The sequence below is a fragment of the Kovacikia sp. CALU 1929 genome, assembly GCF_056784235.1.
This window is the reverse complement of sequence record NZ_JBXBCF010000094.1, coordinates 38275-51178: the sequence shown is the minus strand read 5'-3', so window position 1 is coordinate 51178 and position 12904 is coordinate 38275. Positions and strand designations below refer to the sequence as shown.

The 12904-nt window shown below is 49.3% G+C and carries 14 protein-coding genes; 6 read left to right on the top strand and 8 right to left on the bottom strand.

Annotated elements, in window-relative coordinates; all coding sequences use genetic code 11:
• Nucleotides 1-409: 409 nt before the first annotated feature.
• Nucleotides 410-2665: a spermidine synthase gene (locus AC1S52_RS26330; RefSeq protein WP_482032013.1), complete on the top strand. Its 2256-nt coding sequence runs from the start codon at nucleotides 410-412 to the stop codon at nucleotides 2663-2665.
• A gap of 200 nt (nucleotides 2666-2865) precedes the next feature.
• On the opposite strand, the gene AC1S52_RS26325 is transcribed toward AC1S52_RS26330, so the two are convergent.
• Entirely contained in the window at nucleotides 2866-3261 is a 396-nt protein-coding gene (locus AC1S52_RS26325) for a PIN domain-containing protein (protein WP_482032012.1), read from the bottom strand.
• A 23-nt stretch (nucleotides 3262-3284) separates the two neighbouring features.
• Entirely contained in the window at nucleotides 3285-3512 is a 228-nt protein-coding gene (locus tag AC1S52_RS26320; protein WP_482032011.1) for a hypothetical protein, read from the bottom strand.
• Between the two features lies 1 nt (nucleotide 3513).
• Between AC1S52_RS26320 and AC1S52_RS26315 the strand changes: the two genes are divergently transcribed.
• Nucleotides 3514-3654 carry a hypothetical protein gene (locus tag AC1S52_RS26315; RefSeq protein WP_482032010.1) on the top strand — a complete coding sequence of 47 codons (141 nt, stop codon included), beginning with the start codon at nucleotides 3514-3516 and terminating at the stop codon, nucleotides 3652-3654.
• Nucleotides 3655-3864: 210 nt separating this feature from the next.
• Nucleotides 3865-4083 carry a hypothetical protein gene (locus AC1S52_RS26310; protein WP_482032009.1) on the top strand — a complete coding sequence of 73 codons (219 nt, stop codon included), beginning with the start codon at nucleotides 3865-3867 and terminating at the stop codon, nucleotides 4081-4083.
• A 120-nt stretch (nucleotides 4084-4203) separates the two neighbouring features.
• Here AC1S52_RS26310 and AC1S52_RS26305 read toward each other — a convergent pair whose 3' ends face one another.
• Nucleotides 4204-5235, bottom strand: a complete 1032-nt coding sequence (locus tag AC1S52_RS26305) for an IS5 family transposase (RefSeq protein WP_482032014.1) — start codon at nucleotides 5233-5235, stop codon at nucleotides 4204-4206.
• A 121-nt stretch (nucleotides 5236-5356) separates the two neighbouring features.
• Here AC1S52_RS26305 and AC1S52_RS26300 point away from each other — a divergent pair, with 121 nt between their 5' ends.
• Nucleotides 5357-5986, top strand: coding sequence for a class I SAM-dependent methyltransferase (locus AC1S52_RS26300; protein ID WP_482032008.1), 630 nt, complete (start codon nucleotides 5357-5359; stop codon nucleotides 5984-5986).
• 84 nt (nucleotides 5987-6070) lie between these two features.
• Here the strand turns inward: AC1S52_RS26300 and AC1S52_RS26295 are convergent, their stop codons facing one another.
• From AC1S52_RS26295 to AC1S52_RS26275, 5 genes are all read right to left on the bottom strand, one after another.
• Nucleotides 6071-7504 carry a carotenoid oxygenase family protein gene (locus tag AC1S52_RS26295; RefSeq protein WP_482032007.1) on the bottom strand — a complete coding sequence of 478 codons (1434 nt, stop codon included), beginning with the start codon at nucleotides 7502-7504 and terminating at the stop codon, nucleotides 6071-6073.
• A 206-nt stretch (nucleotides 7505-7710) separates the two neighbouring features.
• Complete coding sequence (locus tag AC1S52_RS26290; protein WP_482032006.1) at nucleotides 7711-8445, bottom strand: DevA family ABC transporter ATP-binding protein; 735 nt, start codon at nucleotides 8443-8445, stop codon at nucleotides 7711-7713.
• Nucleotides 8446-8545: 100 nt separating this feature from the next.
• Entirely contained in the window at nucleotides 8546-9703 is a 1158-nt protein-coding gene (gene devC, locus AC1S52_RS26285; protein ID WP_482032005.1) for an ABC transporter permease DevC, read from the bottom strand.
• Complete coding sequence (locus AC1S52_RS26280) at nucleotides 9700-10092, bottom strand: DUF3291 domain-containing protein (protein ID WP_482032004.1); 393 nt, start codon at nucleotides 10090-10092, stop codon at nucleotides 9700-9702. The genes devC and AC1S52_RS26280 overlap by 4 nt, the downstream gene beginning before the upstream one ends.
• Before the next feature lie 126 nt (nucleotides 10093-10218).
• Nucleotides 10219-11364, bottom strand: coding sequence for an ABC exporter membrane fusion protein (locus AC1S52_RS26275; protein ID WP_482032003.1), 1146 nt, complete (start codon nucleotides 11362-11364; stop codon nucleotides 10219-10221).
• A gap of 278 nt (nucleotides 11365-11642) precedes the next feature.
• On the opposite strand from AC1S52_RS26275, the gene AC1S52_RS26270 reads away from it, so the two are divergent.
• Entirely contained in the window at nucleotides 11643-12194 is a 552-nt protein-coding gene (locus tag AC1S52_RS26270) for a PadR family transcriptional regulator (RefSeq protein WP_482032002.1), read from the top strand.
• 86 nt (nucleotides 12195-12280) lie between these two features.
• Nucleotides 12281-12784, top strand: a complete 504-nt coding sequence (locus AC1S52_RS26265) for a DNA-processing protein DprA (protein ID WP_482032001.1) — start codon at nucleotides 12281-12283, stop codon at nucleotides 12782-12784.
• Nucleotides 12785-12904 lie beyond the last annotated feature (120 nt).

The window sequence follows — 12904 nt, the reverse complement described above, 5'->3', positions numbered from 1 at the left end:
CCCCCCAAGCAGGGTTTTGGCATTCACCGTTGACTCTGCGATCACCTACCGATTCAACTTTCACACTTGTGTATACACAGTAGCCCAGAGCGAGAGAGGGACTTTGATCATTTCCCTTTCTTCTCAATGGGAGAAGGGGTTAAGGGATGAGGGTCAGTCTTTTGGTGTTTCAAGTATGTAATTGACTAAGGTTTTACCTGACCCGGAGACGTTAGCCAGTCAAAAAGCTGCGAGGCGGGGATTGAGAAAGGCTTCATTCAAGGGAAATTGGCTATCGTCAAGGACTGATCAGTTCATTCGGAAACGCAATCTGCGACAACTTAACAGATCCCCGGTTTCTGTGAAGATTATTCGGTAAATTAAACCATATCCTACGAGAAACCGGGGATCTTTTTCCCCTACTACCCCAGTGCTGAGTCTGTTTGCCCTTACCCTGTTCATCAGCGCGTTTCTGCTGTTTTGGGTGCAACTGATGGTTGCCAAAATGATCCTGCCGCTGCTGGGAGGGGCACCTTCGGTCTGGAATACTTGCCTGTTCTTTTTTCAGTTCCTGCTGCTGGTTGGGTATAGCTATGCCCATCTCACCACGACCTGGTGGAAACTGCGGTATCAAACGCTTTTGCATGTCGGACTACTGTTCCTGCCTCTGCTGATTTTGCCCATTGCCATGCCTTCCAGTTGGATACCAACTCAGGAGGTAAATCCTATTCTCTGGGTGCTGGTGGTACTGCTGCGATCGGTAGGCTTTCCGTTCCTGATGGTTTCGACCACTGCTCCGCTGTTGCAACAGTGGTTTGCCCATACGGATCACCCCTCCCGGCACAATCCCTATGTTCTCTATGCCGCCAGTAATTCGGGTAGCCTGCTGGGACTGGTCAGCTACCCCTTATTGGTTGAACCGATGCTGCCGTTAACTCGACAAAGTTGGCTCTGGGCATGGGGGTATGGGTTACTCATTGGTTTGGTCGGGCTATGTGCGGTGCAGGTGTGGCGATCGCGCAGCGTCTCCACTGGAGAATCGGACAGTGCTTCAGACGTTTCTCTAGATGAGAGTATTCAAACATTGGCAGGGACTGAGCAAGGCTCTAGTTCGCTTGCAACAGCCGTTCCACCAACCCCTTTGCATCAGGCGAGGTGGGTTGTGCTGGCGTTTCTGCCATCCAGTTTGTTGCTGGGCGTGACCACCTACCTGACAACGGATATTGCCTCAATTCCGTTTCTCTGGGCAGTGCCCCTGGCGCTTTATCTGTTGACCTTTATTCTGGCGTTTGCCCGTCAACCTCAATTGCCCGCACCTGAAATGGTGGCTTTGCTACCCCTGGTGTTGACCGCACTGATTGTTCTGTTTTTGCTCCAGGTGACTCAACCCGCCTGGGTGTTAATTCCGCTGCATGGGCTGGGCTTTTTCGTGATTGCCCGCCTTTTTCATGGAGAACTCTCCCGATCTCGTCCCGATCCCCAATACCTGACCCTATTCTATTTCTGGATTTCACTTGGGGGTGTTTTAGGTGGATGGTTTAATGCGATCGCCGCTCCCCTCCTCTTCTCAACGATTCTAGAATATCCACTGGCACTGCTTCTCAGCCTGTTACTGTTGCAACAGCTAGCATCTGAGACAACCTTGGAAGAGCAAACGGCTGGCTTCCGGCTTGCCCGCACCCTCCCCTTTGGAGTTGGCATTTTGTTGGCGGTGCTTCTGGTTGGCTTCAACTTTCGTTTGCTCAACGTCAGCCTAGTCGGTGCCGTTCTGTCTCTGGGACTAACCGCAGGGATTGGATGGGTGTTTGCAATTAAACCCTTTCGGTTCATTCTGGCTCTAATTTTGGTGGTTCTGTTGAACCAATTTTCGTTGAATCCACTGGGACGGTTACTGGCTACAGAACGTAGCTTTTTTGGCGTTTACCGGGTGGTAAACGAACGCAACCTCTACCACAGCCTGTTGCATGGAACGACCCTGCATGGTAAGCAAAGTCTGGATCCGGCACGGCACCGCGAACCATTGACCTACTTCTTTCCGAGTGGACCGATTGGGCAGGTGTTTCAAGCATTGGGAGCAAACTTCTCCCATGTTGCCATTTTGGGTTTGGGAACTGGTGCCCTGGCTGCCTATGCTACCCCGGATCAGAACTGGACTTTTTATGAAATCGATCCAACTGATGTGGAGTTAGCAAAGCAGTATTTCACCTATTTGCAAGACTCTCCGGCTCCAACCCAGGTGGTCTTGGGCGATGGGCGATTGGCTGTGAATCAGGCCCCCGCTAACTACTACGATTTGTTGGTGATGGATGCCTTTAGCTCAGATTCTATTCCCGTTCATCTGGTTACGCGAGAAGCCGTACAGCTTTACCTGAGCAAGCTGACCCAGCATGGATTGTTGATCATCAACATCTCAAACCGTTACCTTGACCTGGAACCAATTCTGGGGGCGTTAGCAAACGATCTGGGGCTTGCCAGCCTGCGCCAGTTGGAGCTGACCGTATCCGATACTGAGCGGAAGTTGGGGAAATCCCCTTCCCATTGGGTACTGCTGGCACGCCATCCAGAGGATTTTGGTTCGTTGCGGCAAGATCCTCGCTGGCAGGCTATTCCAACAGATCGAGCATCCCTGTGGACGGATAATTTTTCTGATATCTTCCGCATTCTGAGAGCCGTCCGCGATCGCTGAGTTACTTGCTTCAACAACACTCGGATGAGATCACTCATCGACAGGTCATACTGGGCTGCTAATTGCTCTGCCAATTCCCGATCTTCATCACTGGCTCGAATCACTAGCAGTTTGGTCAGCAGTGCTGAAAAGTTTGAGTTGGTCTGTCATGGCATAGTGGGTAATTCGTTCGCCCTACCCAAAGCGGGTGGGTTAGGTTGTTACCTCAGAATTAACATCGACTTAAGGATGAAGGTTGAGGTTATCGCTAACGTTTGCAGACTCTCCACTTCTTGAAAATGAGCATCGCGTGTTACCAAAGTTAGAGCCTGTTGCAGTGCAAGGGCTGCAATCCAGACATCATTCTCAGGTAACGGACGACCCTTGAGCCTTAACTTGGTTTTGACCTCACCGTATTGCCGTGCGGTTTCAGCGTCACATACCAATATTGTGCTGCCAGCAACTAATTCATCAACTCTTGCTAAGTTTGATTCAACTCGTCCTGACTTTCTGGCTCCATAACACAGTTCACCAATGACAATGCTTGGAATGAAAACTTCACTGGCTTGAGCAAGATTGTCTTTGACGATCGCCTCATCTGAAAAAAGCGCAATCAACGATGTTGGTATCGAGCAAAAACCTACCACTCATCGATATCTACCCGCTCACAATCTTGCTCGATCGCCTCACGCATTAATTGAAGGTCATCAGAGGGAATTGAACCAGCGAAGCGCAACAATTGCTGCCCTGGTGTACCTCGAACTTCCGCTTTTACCAGAGAGCGAACGAATTCAAGCACCTGCCTTTGCAAAGGCTGAGGCATAGCTTTCAACTGTTCAACGACTTCATCGATGATAGGAATATTCATATTGCCCTCCTTGCTACCATCCTATACCGCTTACCTGGAGAGCAGTGAAAGAGCAGTCTTTAATGCTGACAGAGGGTTAACAGGGATTGCCTTTACCGGGGACTTCAGTCGCATAACGGTGCCCATCACCCGCCGCAGATAACCTTTGCATCATAACCGATCAACTTTCGGCGGTCGGTGTGCATGGGCGTTGTTAGACTGCGGCAGCTTGCTTTAAAGAATGCATGAGCATGGTGCGTTCCCAGCAATCTATCGGCGGGGTAGAAGGAGTTGCAGTAGGGAACGCACCCTACAAGATCAGCGATCGCACTTGACGTTATTATTAATACAGTTTTTCTAAAAGGGATACCTTATGAAAGAAATTGATGCCTTCAAAGATGCCTTTAAAGAAGAATTAGAAAAGGAATGGCTGGCTGGATTTAAAGAAGAGTCTGAAATCGAAAATTTAATATTTGAAGATCCAGGTTTTAGTGCTTTCTATCAAAAAATGGGAGCTATTAGAAGCCGCGAAGATTTCTGGAACTTCTATTTTAGGTTAAAAAGAGATATAACTATTGGGCACCTCGATTAATTGGTTTTCTAGCAATTTTCAGTCTCATAACAGTCTCATGGTCAATTGCTGGGCTTCTGCCAGCAAAATTTGCGGCGCATAGAGCGTCTAACCTGACTCAATACCCGATTTTGGGCAGATCTATCCCTCAAGTGGGCGCGTTTGCCAGAACACTAAGCGCAGCAAGTTGTAGGTCAAGTTTTTCAACCCTAACTGCACCTTTGCCCGCTCCCACCCAATCGAGCGCACCAGTTTGCCGCCCATTTGCATCACCCATGCCCCGAAGACATGCTCGACCTTGGCACGGGTTTGAGACCGCTCTCGGTTGGCCGCTTTCTGCTCTTCACTCAAGGGGCGATTGCGATAGGCTCGTTCATGGATGTGGCTGATGAATTTTAAGACGGCTAGCAACCCTTCCAGGGCCACCGACCGATAAGCACTGTCAGCCCATACTTTATCGTCTTCATTGTCGGCATCGAGCACAGTTGTGAAGGCTTGACTATCGTGCACGGCTGCATCGGTCACTGCATAGCGCCGAATAAAGCCATGCTCGACATCAATGCTGACGTGATCTTTGTAGCCGAAGTAACTCTTGCCGTTTTTCCTCGTCCATGTCGCATCGCTATCCTTTTGTGCCCCCTGATTGGGATTCGCCTGCCACTGGGGTGGGATTTTCCCCGCTTCCAGGTGCGCTTTTTCATCCTTGTCAAAGTGCTGTTTGGGTACCGGAATCAGGGTCGCATCAATAATTTGCCCCCCTTGCGCGTGATAGCCCTGTTCGCTTAAGTACTCCCCAAACGACTCAAACAAGGGTTCCACCAACTCATGCGCTTGCAATTGCTGACGGAATAACCACACCGTTGTGGCATCGGGCACCGGATCTTCCATCCCTAACCCCAAAAATCGCATGAACGATAATCGGTCTTTCACTTGATATTCCAATGCTTCGTCACTGATGTTGTACAACTGCTGCAACACCAGTAGCTTAAACATCATCACGACATCCATTGGCTTTCGTCCAGCCTTGCTCTTGCGAGGTTTGTCATGGATCACTTCGAGTTGAGCACGAAACGATTCCCAGGGAATTAACTGGTCTAAATCTGCTAAGGTGCTACTCTTGGCTGCTAATTCTTGCTGGCGTTGCTCTAAATCCCAGAAACCTGTTTGCCCCATTGCTGTTCTCGGATAGCCTAACTGCCGACATTTTAGCTGCTCATTCTCAAGTTGAGACACCCATTTTTCGATTTGTCGAGGTGCCCATTCATTTAGTCGATATAGCCGATATATAAAGATCATGCATTCTGATCCCGTTCAAACCGAATATGCGTATCTTGCGCCTCGCTATGATCGCCGTTGGTCATTTTATGTGAATGCGACCGTTCAGGAAACAATGAATCGCTTAGACATCAATTCGCATAAGCGTATCTTAGACCTTGGTTGCGGAACAGGGACTCTGATTCAGCATCTTTTATACCTGGCTCCAGGAAAAGAGATTATCGGATTAGATCCTTCTGCCGAGATGCTGGGTGTAGCTCGACAGAAATTACCAGAGTCCGTTGAGTTGCGAGTTGGTAGTGCAGATAATATTCCATTTTCAAACCAGAGTTTTGATTTGGTTATTTCGACCAATGCGTTTCACTACTTCCGTCATTCTTCCCAGGCAATTCAAGAAGCAAAGCGGATTCTCAAGCCTAATGGTCATCTAGTGATTACAGATTGGTGCGATGATTATTTAACCTGTCGTATCTGTGATATTTTCTTGCGTTTAGCCAATCGCGGTCATTTTCGGACATATGGCGTAGATGAATGCCAGAAAATGCTTCAAGATGAAGGATTCGCCAAAGTTTCAGTTGAAAAATATAAAATCGATTGGCTGTGGGGAATGATGATAGCGACGGCTATTAACGAAGCGATCGCAGCATAACTCAGTTGGAGCGGACTGCTGCGAGATCTTGATGGGGAAGCACAATACTCACACCTGCTACTCAATATCTGGTACCCGATTGTTCTACCCTGGTTTCCAGGTGCCGTGAAATCCGAGGGGAATGACTTCGGGTAAGCGCAAGCGGCAAACGGGCGGCTCCTCCAGGTGGTCTGAGTCGTAAATCCAAACTTCGCTGGTGTCGCGATCGCCATCGTAGACAACGGTTAAAACCCATCCCCGATTGAGGTGATCAGCATCGGGGGCATAAATCGGTTCACTGGGGTAAAGGTTGATGCCGTTGCTTGTTTCGGTCAACGTTCCCGTTTGATGGTCAAAGCGGGCGATCGCACCAAACAACTCCTCAGCCTCCTCCGCTCGGTCCCGATGCCGCACTGACAGATAGGTATAGCGCCACGGCTGTCCCATTTCCTGATAGTTGATTGTGGGAAATTCACAGCCACGACTTACCACTTCAGCCATTTCCAACACTCTGGCAGATGTAGGATCTAACCGCAGGCTCCAAAGAGTTCCCTTAGCGGGGGTTTGAATCTGTCCACTGGCAACTTCTTTTAAGTGCTGGTTGGTCTGGAAGTCTTCAAAGCGCAAAAGGCTAATCGAGAGTGAACCATCGGTTAGTTCGCAACCGTTGGCAAAGTGCCACTGATACCACGAATCTGTCTGGGCACGGCTGATGACTTCCAGGGTATCCCGATCGATGACTAAAATTTCTGTTCCCATTTCAGGATGCCACTCCAACGCATCGCTGTAGCTTTTGAGCCGAGCCAGAACGGGCAACACATTTAAGCGCACCGGAGCAATGCAAAAGACCAGGTATCTGCCTGCCAGAGCAAAATCATGGATGAGAGGAACCCCCTGGAGGTCGATCGCAGCTTGTTGCTGAATCTTGCCAGTGCGATCGCTGCGATACAGGTGCAGAACCGCGTCCTTACCGGGACTGACTCCAAAATTAAAAATATCTCCCGTTTGTGGATCGCGCTTGGGGTGCGCGGAATAACTCAGCCCTTTTAACCCTTCTAAGGGGTCGAGTCCGATCGTATCGAGCGTGTCCAGGGTCAGTGCATGGGGCGGTCCACCCTCCCACAGTGCCAATAACCTGTCGGGCAGGGCAATGACTGATGTATTTGCCGCATTCTTAACCGCTCTGGTGAAGCGCCCTAGCCAGGAGCTACCAGGCATCATCCCATAGCCCCAAAACAAAAACTTTCCGGCTTCTGCTTCCGCTTGCAGTCCCTCTGTTTCTACATAGCGATACACACCCGTTGCGCCACCATCTGAGAAATGAATGCCCAAAATTGCCCCATCCCCATCAAACCAGTGAGCAACCGATTGTCCTCCCCGTTCTAACCTGGCAGGACCATTGCGGTACAGGGAACCCCGCAGTCCTGGCGGGAGGGTTCCGGCGACAACTGGCAATGGAGTTGGACTGAAACCCTGTGCCGTATGCAGGACATTTTTTGCCCAGGCACGGGTTGGGATTGATGAATGAGTGGTAATCATTGGAAAAAGTCTCCCTAACCTCCCTCGATGCTAGACCAACTCCGGTCAACTTACAGCGGTTTTCAGACGGGTGCCACACAGGTGATACCTTTAGATCCATGGGAAACAGTGGATCTAAAGGCATACACAAATGAAAATGGCTGTAGTTTCAGACCTCGGAGGTTATCAAAACTTCCGAGGTCTTTCAAAACCTGCGAGATCTGAAATTAAGCCGCAAATGGGGAAAGACTGAGTCGTTCACTATCCCCCGTCAGATAACCGTCTTCCATATGAACGATGCGATCGGCAATGTCTAGAATACGGTTGTCATGAGTCACCAAAAGAATCGTGCAGCCCTGTTCTCTGGCAAGGCACTGCATCAGTTCAACTACATCCCGTCCTGATTTTTTATCAAGGGCGGCGGTGGGTTCATCGGCGAGTAGGAGTTTGGGACGGTTGACCAAGGCACGGGCGATCGCCACTCGTTGCTTTTGCCCACCCGATAAGTCATCCGGGTAGTCATTCAACCGATTGCCTAAACCAACCTGCTTCAGGATTTCAGCCGCCCTGGCTTGAGCCTGTGCAAAGGCAATATCCTGCAATTCCAGCGGCATCATTACATTTTGCTGGGTGGTCAAAAACTCTAACAGATTGTGTGCTTGAAAGATATAACCCATGTTGCGACGGGTTTCTACCAGTTTCAGTTGACTGGCACCGCAGAGTTCCTGATCAAAGATTTTGAGACTGCCTACCTGAGTCGATCGCAAACAGCCAATCAAACTCAATAAAGTTGTTTTACCTGACCCGGAGGGTCCCGTCATAATCACAATTTCACCAGTTTTAATTTCTAATTCAACATCAAACAAGACTTGCTTGCGTAATGAGCCTTCACCATAGAAGTGATTGAGTTGACTAATAGAAATTGCAGTAGAGAGAGAATTGAAAAAAGACGTAAGAGACATAGCAAATTTTCAGGTAATAGATAGTTTTTAGAGTCGGGATGGCTTAGACCTCGGAGGTTTTCAAAACCTCCGAGGTCTAGAACTTCGGAGTCATTATCCATCAAAAAATTTCCGCTGGATCCGCCGATTGCAGTTTACGAATTGCGATCGCGGCTGAAATCGTACACATGAATGCAGTTAACATCAGCACAAAGCCTGCCCGTCCAAAAGTCATCAACATTGGCAACAGAGTTGCCTGACGGGTGACATGGTAGAAACCCATTGAGATACTAATTCCGGGAATGAAGCCGAGGGCAGCGAGAATCAGGGCTTCTTGAAACACAACGGAAAGCAGGTAGCGATCGCGAAATCCAATTGCCTTTAGAGTGGCGTATTCTGCCATGTGATCAGAAACGTCACTGTAGAGAATTTGGTAAACAATCACCGCACCGACGATAAAACCAATCACGGCTCCCAGATCAAAGACATACCCAACGGGCGTACTGGTATTCCAAAAGTTCTTTTCCTGAGCCATGAACTCCTGTTTGGTCAGGACTTCCACATCATTGGGCAACCCTGCCCGCAAGTTAGCTAATACCTGTTGCACATTGGCTTCCGGCTCTAGCTTGATCAGTCCAATGTCAATCAGTCCTTTCTGGCGTTGCTGCCCAAACATACGGAGAAAGTTAATGTCACTGGTGATGAGATGACCGTTAATACCAAAGGAGGTTCCCAATTTGAACAAGCCCACAACTTCCACCAGGCGATTGCCAGCCTCCGTTTTAATTACCTGTCCTGCAAGGAACTGCTGGGCGACGGGTCCAAATTCCTGGCGGGCACCCTGGTCAAACAAAACCACATCAGGTTGCTTAAGCTGGTTCTGGCTTGCTTGCACTTCCGGCAAGTTTAGAACCGTGTCCTGCGGGTCAAACCCGATGGCGTATAACCTCCAGACCTCTTTGTTAGCAGGATTTTTCCACTGCACAAAATCCAAATAAATCGGGCTGACCGATTGCACGCCAGTATAGCCAAGCGCCTGGTACAATCGTCGTTCCGAAAATGGATCGAGGGAAATGAGGGCTTTGTAGCGACCACCAATCAACACAATTTCACCATTCAAATGAGAATGCATTTGCACGGCACTATTAAATAGGGCAGACCGAAAACCCATCTGCAACAACATCAGCACATCCGCAAATGCAATTCCAGCGATCGCCACCAGCATCCTGGCTCTCTCTCGCGACAATTGCAGCCACGCTAAGGGAAGTTTACGCTTCATAATTTGATCACTCCCGCCGCATGATCCGCAGAAGGGTGATTCACCCGTGACAATCGACCACTCTTGCGTATTTGCTCTTCCGCTTCCTGCCAACCTGGCATTTCAGCCCCGGCTTGATGCCAGTGAGCAACCGACGCTTCATCACACCACTTCATCAGCTTGGGCATTGCCTGACGATGGGCACCACTCATCATGTAATTTCGCATGGACGCTTCATCTTCCCAGACACTCAAAGTCCAAAATGTTTTTCCGGTCTGCTGCCTGGTTTGAACCCCCAAATTCCCAACCGCTTTCTTTGCCTGCTCAAAACTTGGAATTGCATGGATCAGAAATAGTGGGAGATAAAGGGGCGATCGCAACCGTAACCGTGTCACAGAAACCAGTGCCATGATGTTTTCCTCCTATTGATTTAGTTTTTGTTCTTAAGTTTTTAGTAGGCAGCCAGTAGTCAGCAGTCAGTAATCACTCAAACCTCAAACCTCATCCACCCCACTACCGCCCTCCTTGCTACCTACTCAAATCCCGATCGCCACCTTCACCTTCATATTGGTCAACCCTGCCACTTGCTGACTGTCGCTAGGATTCAAACGAATTCTGACCTCTACCACACGGGCATCAATATCCGCCGCTGGATCGGTATTGAGAACATCTTTCTTGGCAATTTCCAATCCCACTTCTTCCACCACGCCCTGCAATTCAGCCGGTAAAGAATTGCTGATAATGCGAGCGACCTGCCCAACTCGGACTTTAGGCAAATCACTTTCATACACCTCTGCCACGGTATACATCTGGTCAGTTTGTCCCAGGGAAACGATTCCTTTTTGACCCTCGACAATCTCTCCCGTCCGGGTATGAATTTTCAAAATCTGCCCAGCTTTGGGTGCCCGAATGTATGCCAGATCCAACTCTGCTTGCGCCTGTTGCACCGCTGCCACTGCACTGGAAACCTCTGCTCTGGCAGCACTGACATCAACCGGACGAACCTCTGCAATCCGATCCAAGTTCGCTTTTGCTTCGTTCAGTTGGGCTGTAAGCGTGGCGTTAGTCTGATTCCGGTTTGCTCTCGCTTCTCGTAGTTGTTCTGAAGTAGCATCCAGGGTTAGTCGTTTCCCATCCCGCAAAGAGGCAGAAACCGCTCCCTCCTGGTATAGGGACTCATGCCGCTGATATTCCAGTTGGGCATTATTCACTTCCGCTTCCATCCGGGCAACAATCGCATCCCTGGCGGTGGTATCTTCCATTAGCTGGGCTTGCAACCGTTGAATCGCAGCTTTCTGGGCATTGATTTCACCCGTTTTTGCCCCTGCCTCTACCTGAGCCAGCCTGGAACGGGCAATTTGAACCTGCTGCTTTGCCCGTTCCAGGGCAGCTTGCAAGCGATCGCGGCTATCCAAAACAGCAATCACCTGACCAGCTTTGACGCGATCGCCCTGCTTCACCAGCAATTGACCAATTCGATTGCCCTGGTTGGAAGGGGCAACCTGAATCACCTCTCCCTGGGGTTCCAACCGTCCCAAAGCGGTCACTGCCTGGATCGCAGGTAATGGGGTAGGAGAAGGTGGAGTTGCGATTGATGAATGAGAGATGGTGTATACAATGGCGGAACCAGTGGCGATCGCCCCCACTACCGCCATCACCATCCAGATTTGTCGATTAGTCAACCTCAGCTTCTGAACTGATGATATTTGCATAAACTGTAAGTCCTGTTGTGATTCAAGCCAAAAGGGAAAGAGGCATTAGGTAAGGAGTAATGAATGGGTAACAGGTTCTCGTCACAGGTTTATAGCCAGCGATACCAATGACCAATGACCAAAATCCTTCCGCTACCAAATCAATTAATATGCAACTTTTTGCATTTCATACTAAGATTATATTGAACAAATTGCATATGTCAACTATTGCATATTCAAAAATATGCATATATTAAGAGGTGGTGACAATGGCACTTGCGCACGCAATTCTGGCGCTTTTGGTGCAGGAACCCATGAGCGGTTATGACCTGAACAAAACCTTTGCCGGGTCAGTGGGCAACTTCTGGAAAGCCACTCACCAGCAGATCTATCGGGAGCTAGGCAAGTTGGAAGAGATGGGTTGGGTCAAAGCGGAGACAATTCCCCAGGAGGGTCGCCCCGACAAAAAGCTCTACCAAATTACTGAAGTGGGGCAGGAAAATCTGGCACAGTGGGTTGCGGAACCCTGTGACGCTTCACCAGTTAAAGAAGAATTGCTGGTTAAGGTGTTTGTCGGGACTCTGGCTCCAGTCCAGAATATCCAGCAAGAAATTGAACGCCACCGACAGATCCATCAAGCACGGCTGGCAAACTACCACCGGATTGAAGCGGAATCCTTCAAAGCCTGTAATGCTCCTTCATTTGCTGCCCAGTTGCATTACCTGGTTTTGCGTCGAGGTATCCGTTACGAAACCGACTGGATAGCCTGGTGTGATGAAGCATTAGAGTTAATCAACCACCAGGAGTCTGACTCCGGTTGACAAAACTCCCTTAACAGACTTAATAGATGCCGCAAGAAGGATTCTGTCTGATAAGATATTTGGGTTGTTCAGTCTGATACCTTCCGTTGAGTCAATCGATAGATATACCCAGGGTAGACGAGCTTCTACAGGAATTTGCCAGCATTCAGCAAACCAGCTCCAAGCGCATTGCGCTGCTGGGTTCCCGTCACGTCCCGATTACCCACCAAAACCTGATTGAGATGATGAGCTATGCTCTGGTACTGGAAGGTAATCGGTTGATTACTTCCGGGGCGACCGGGACAAATTTTGCTGCGATTCGAGGGGCACTCAGGGCAGATCCAACGCTGCTGACGGTGATTCTGCCCCAAGGGTTGGAACGCCAACCGCGCGAGTCCCGTGACCAACTGGAACAGGTGATGCATCTGGTAGAAAATCCCAGCAATGACACCCTTTCCCTGGCGGAAGCAAGTGCTTTGTGCAATGCCGAAATCATTTCCCGCTGCCAGCAGTTGATCTGCTTTGCCTTCCATGACAGCAATACGCTTTTGACCACCTGCCACCAAGCCGAAGAGCAGCGAAAAATTGTGACGCTGTTTTATTTTGACTAGCTGGTCTGTCAAGAATTATTTTATGGACTTAAAACCCCCAAATAATCATCCCTTTCCTATTCCCAGACTCACAAACATTAAGTTGACAACCAACTAGTGATTAAACCTCATTCAAGTTGA

What these genes read in the sequence shown, in the direction of transcription:
- AC1S52_RS26310 (WP_482032009.1), top strand. Translation starts at nt 3,865, where the DNA reads ATGAAAGAAATTGATGCCTTCAAAGATGCCTTTAAAGAAGAATTAGAA.
- AC1S52_RS26320 (WP_482032011.1), bottom strand. Translation starts at nt 3,512, where the DNA reads ATGAATATTCCTATCATCGATGAAGTCGTTGAACAGTTGAAAGCTATG.
- AC1S52_RS26300 (WP_482032008.1), top strand. Translation starts at nt 5,357, where the DNA reads ATGCATTCTGATCCCGTTCAAACCGAATATGCGTATCTTGCGCCTCGC.
- devC (WP_482032005.1), bottom strand. Translation starts at nt 9,703, where the DNA reads ATGAAGCGTAAACTTCCCTTAGCGTGGCTGCAATTGTCGCGAGAGAGA.
- AC1S52_RS26295 (WP_482032007.1), bottom strand. Translation starts at nt 7,504, where the DNA reads ATGATTACCACTCATTCATCAATCCCAACCCGTGCCTGGGCAAAAAAT.
- AC1S52_RS26280 (WP_482032004.1), bottom strand. Translation starts at nt 10,092, where the DNA reads ATGGCACTGGTTTCTGTGACACGGTTACGGTTGCGATCGCCCCTTTAT.
- AC1S52_RS26305 (WP_482032014.1), bottom strand. Translation starts at nt 5,235, where the DNA reads ATGGGGCAAACAGGTTTCTGGGATTTAGAGCAACGCCAGCAAGAATTA.
- AC1S52_RS26270 (WP_482032002.1), top strand. Translation starts at nt 11,643, where the DNA reads ATGGCACTTGCGCACGCAATTCTGGCGCTTTTGGTGCAGGAACCCATG.
- AC1S52_RS26290 (WP_482032006.1), bottom strand. Translation starts at nt 8,445, where the DNA reads ATGTCTCTTACGTCTTTTTTCAATTCTCTCTCTACTGCAATTTCTATT.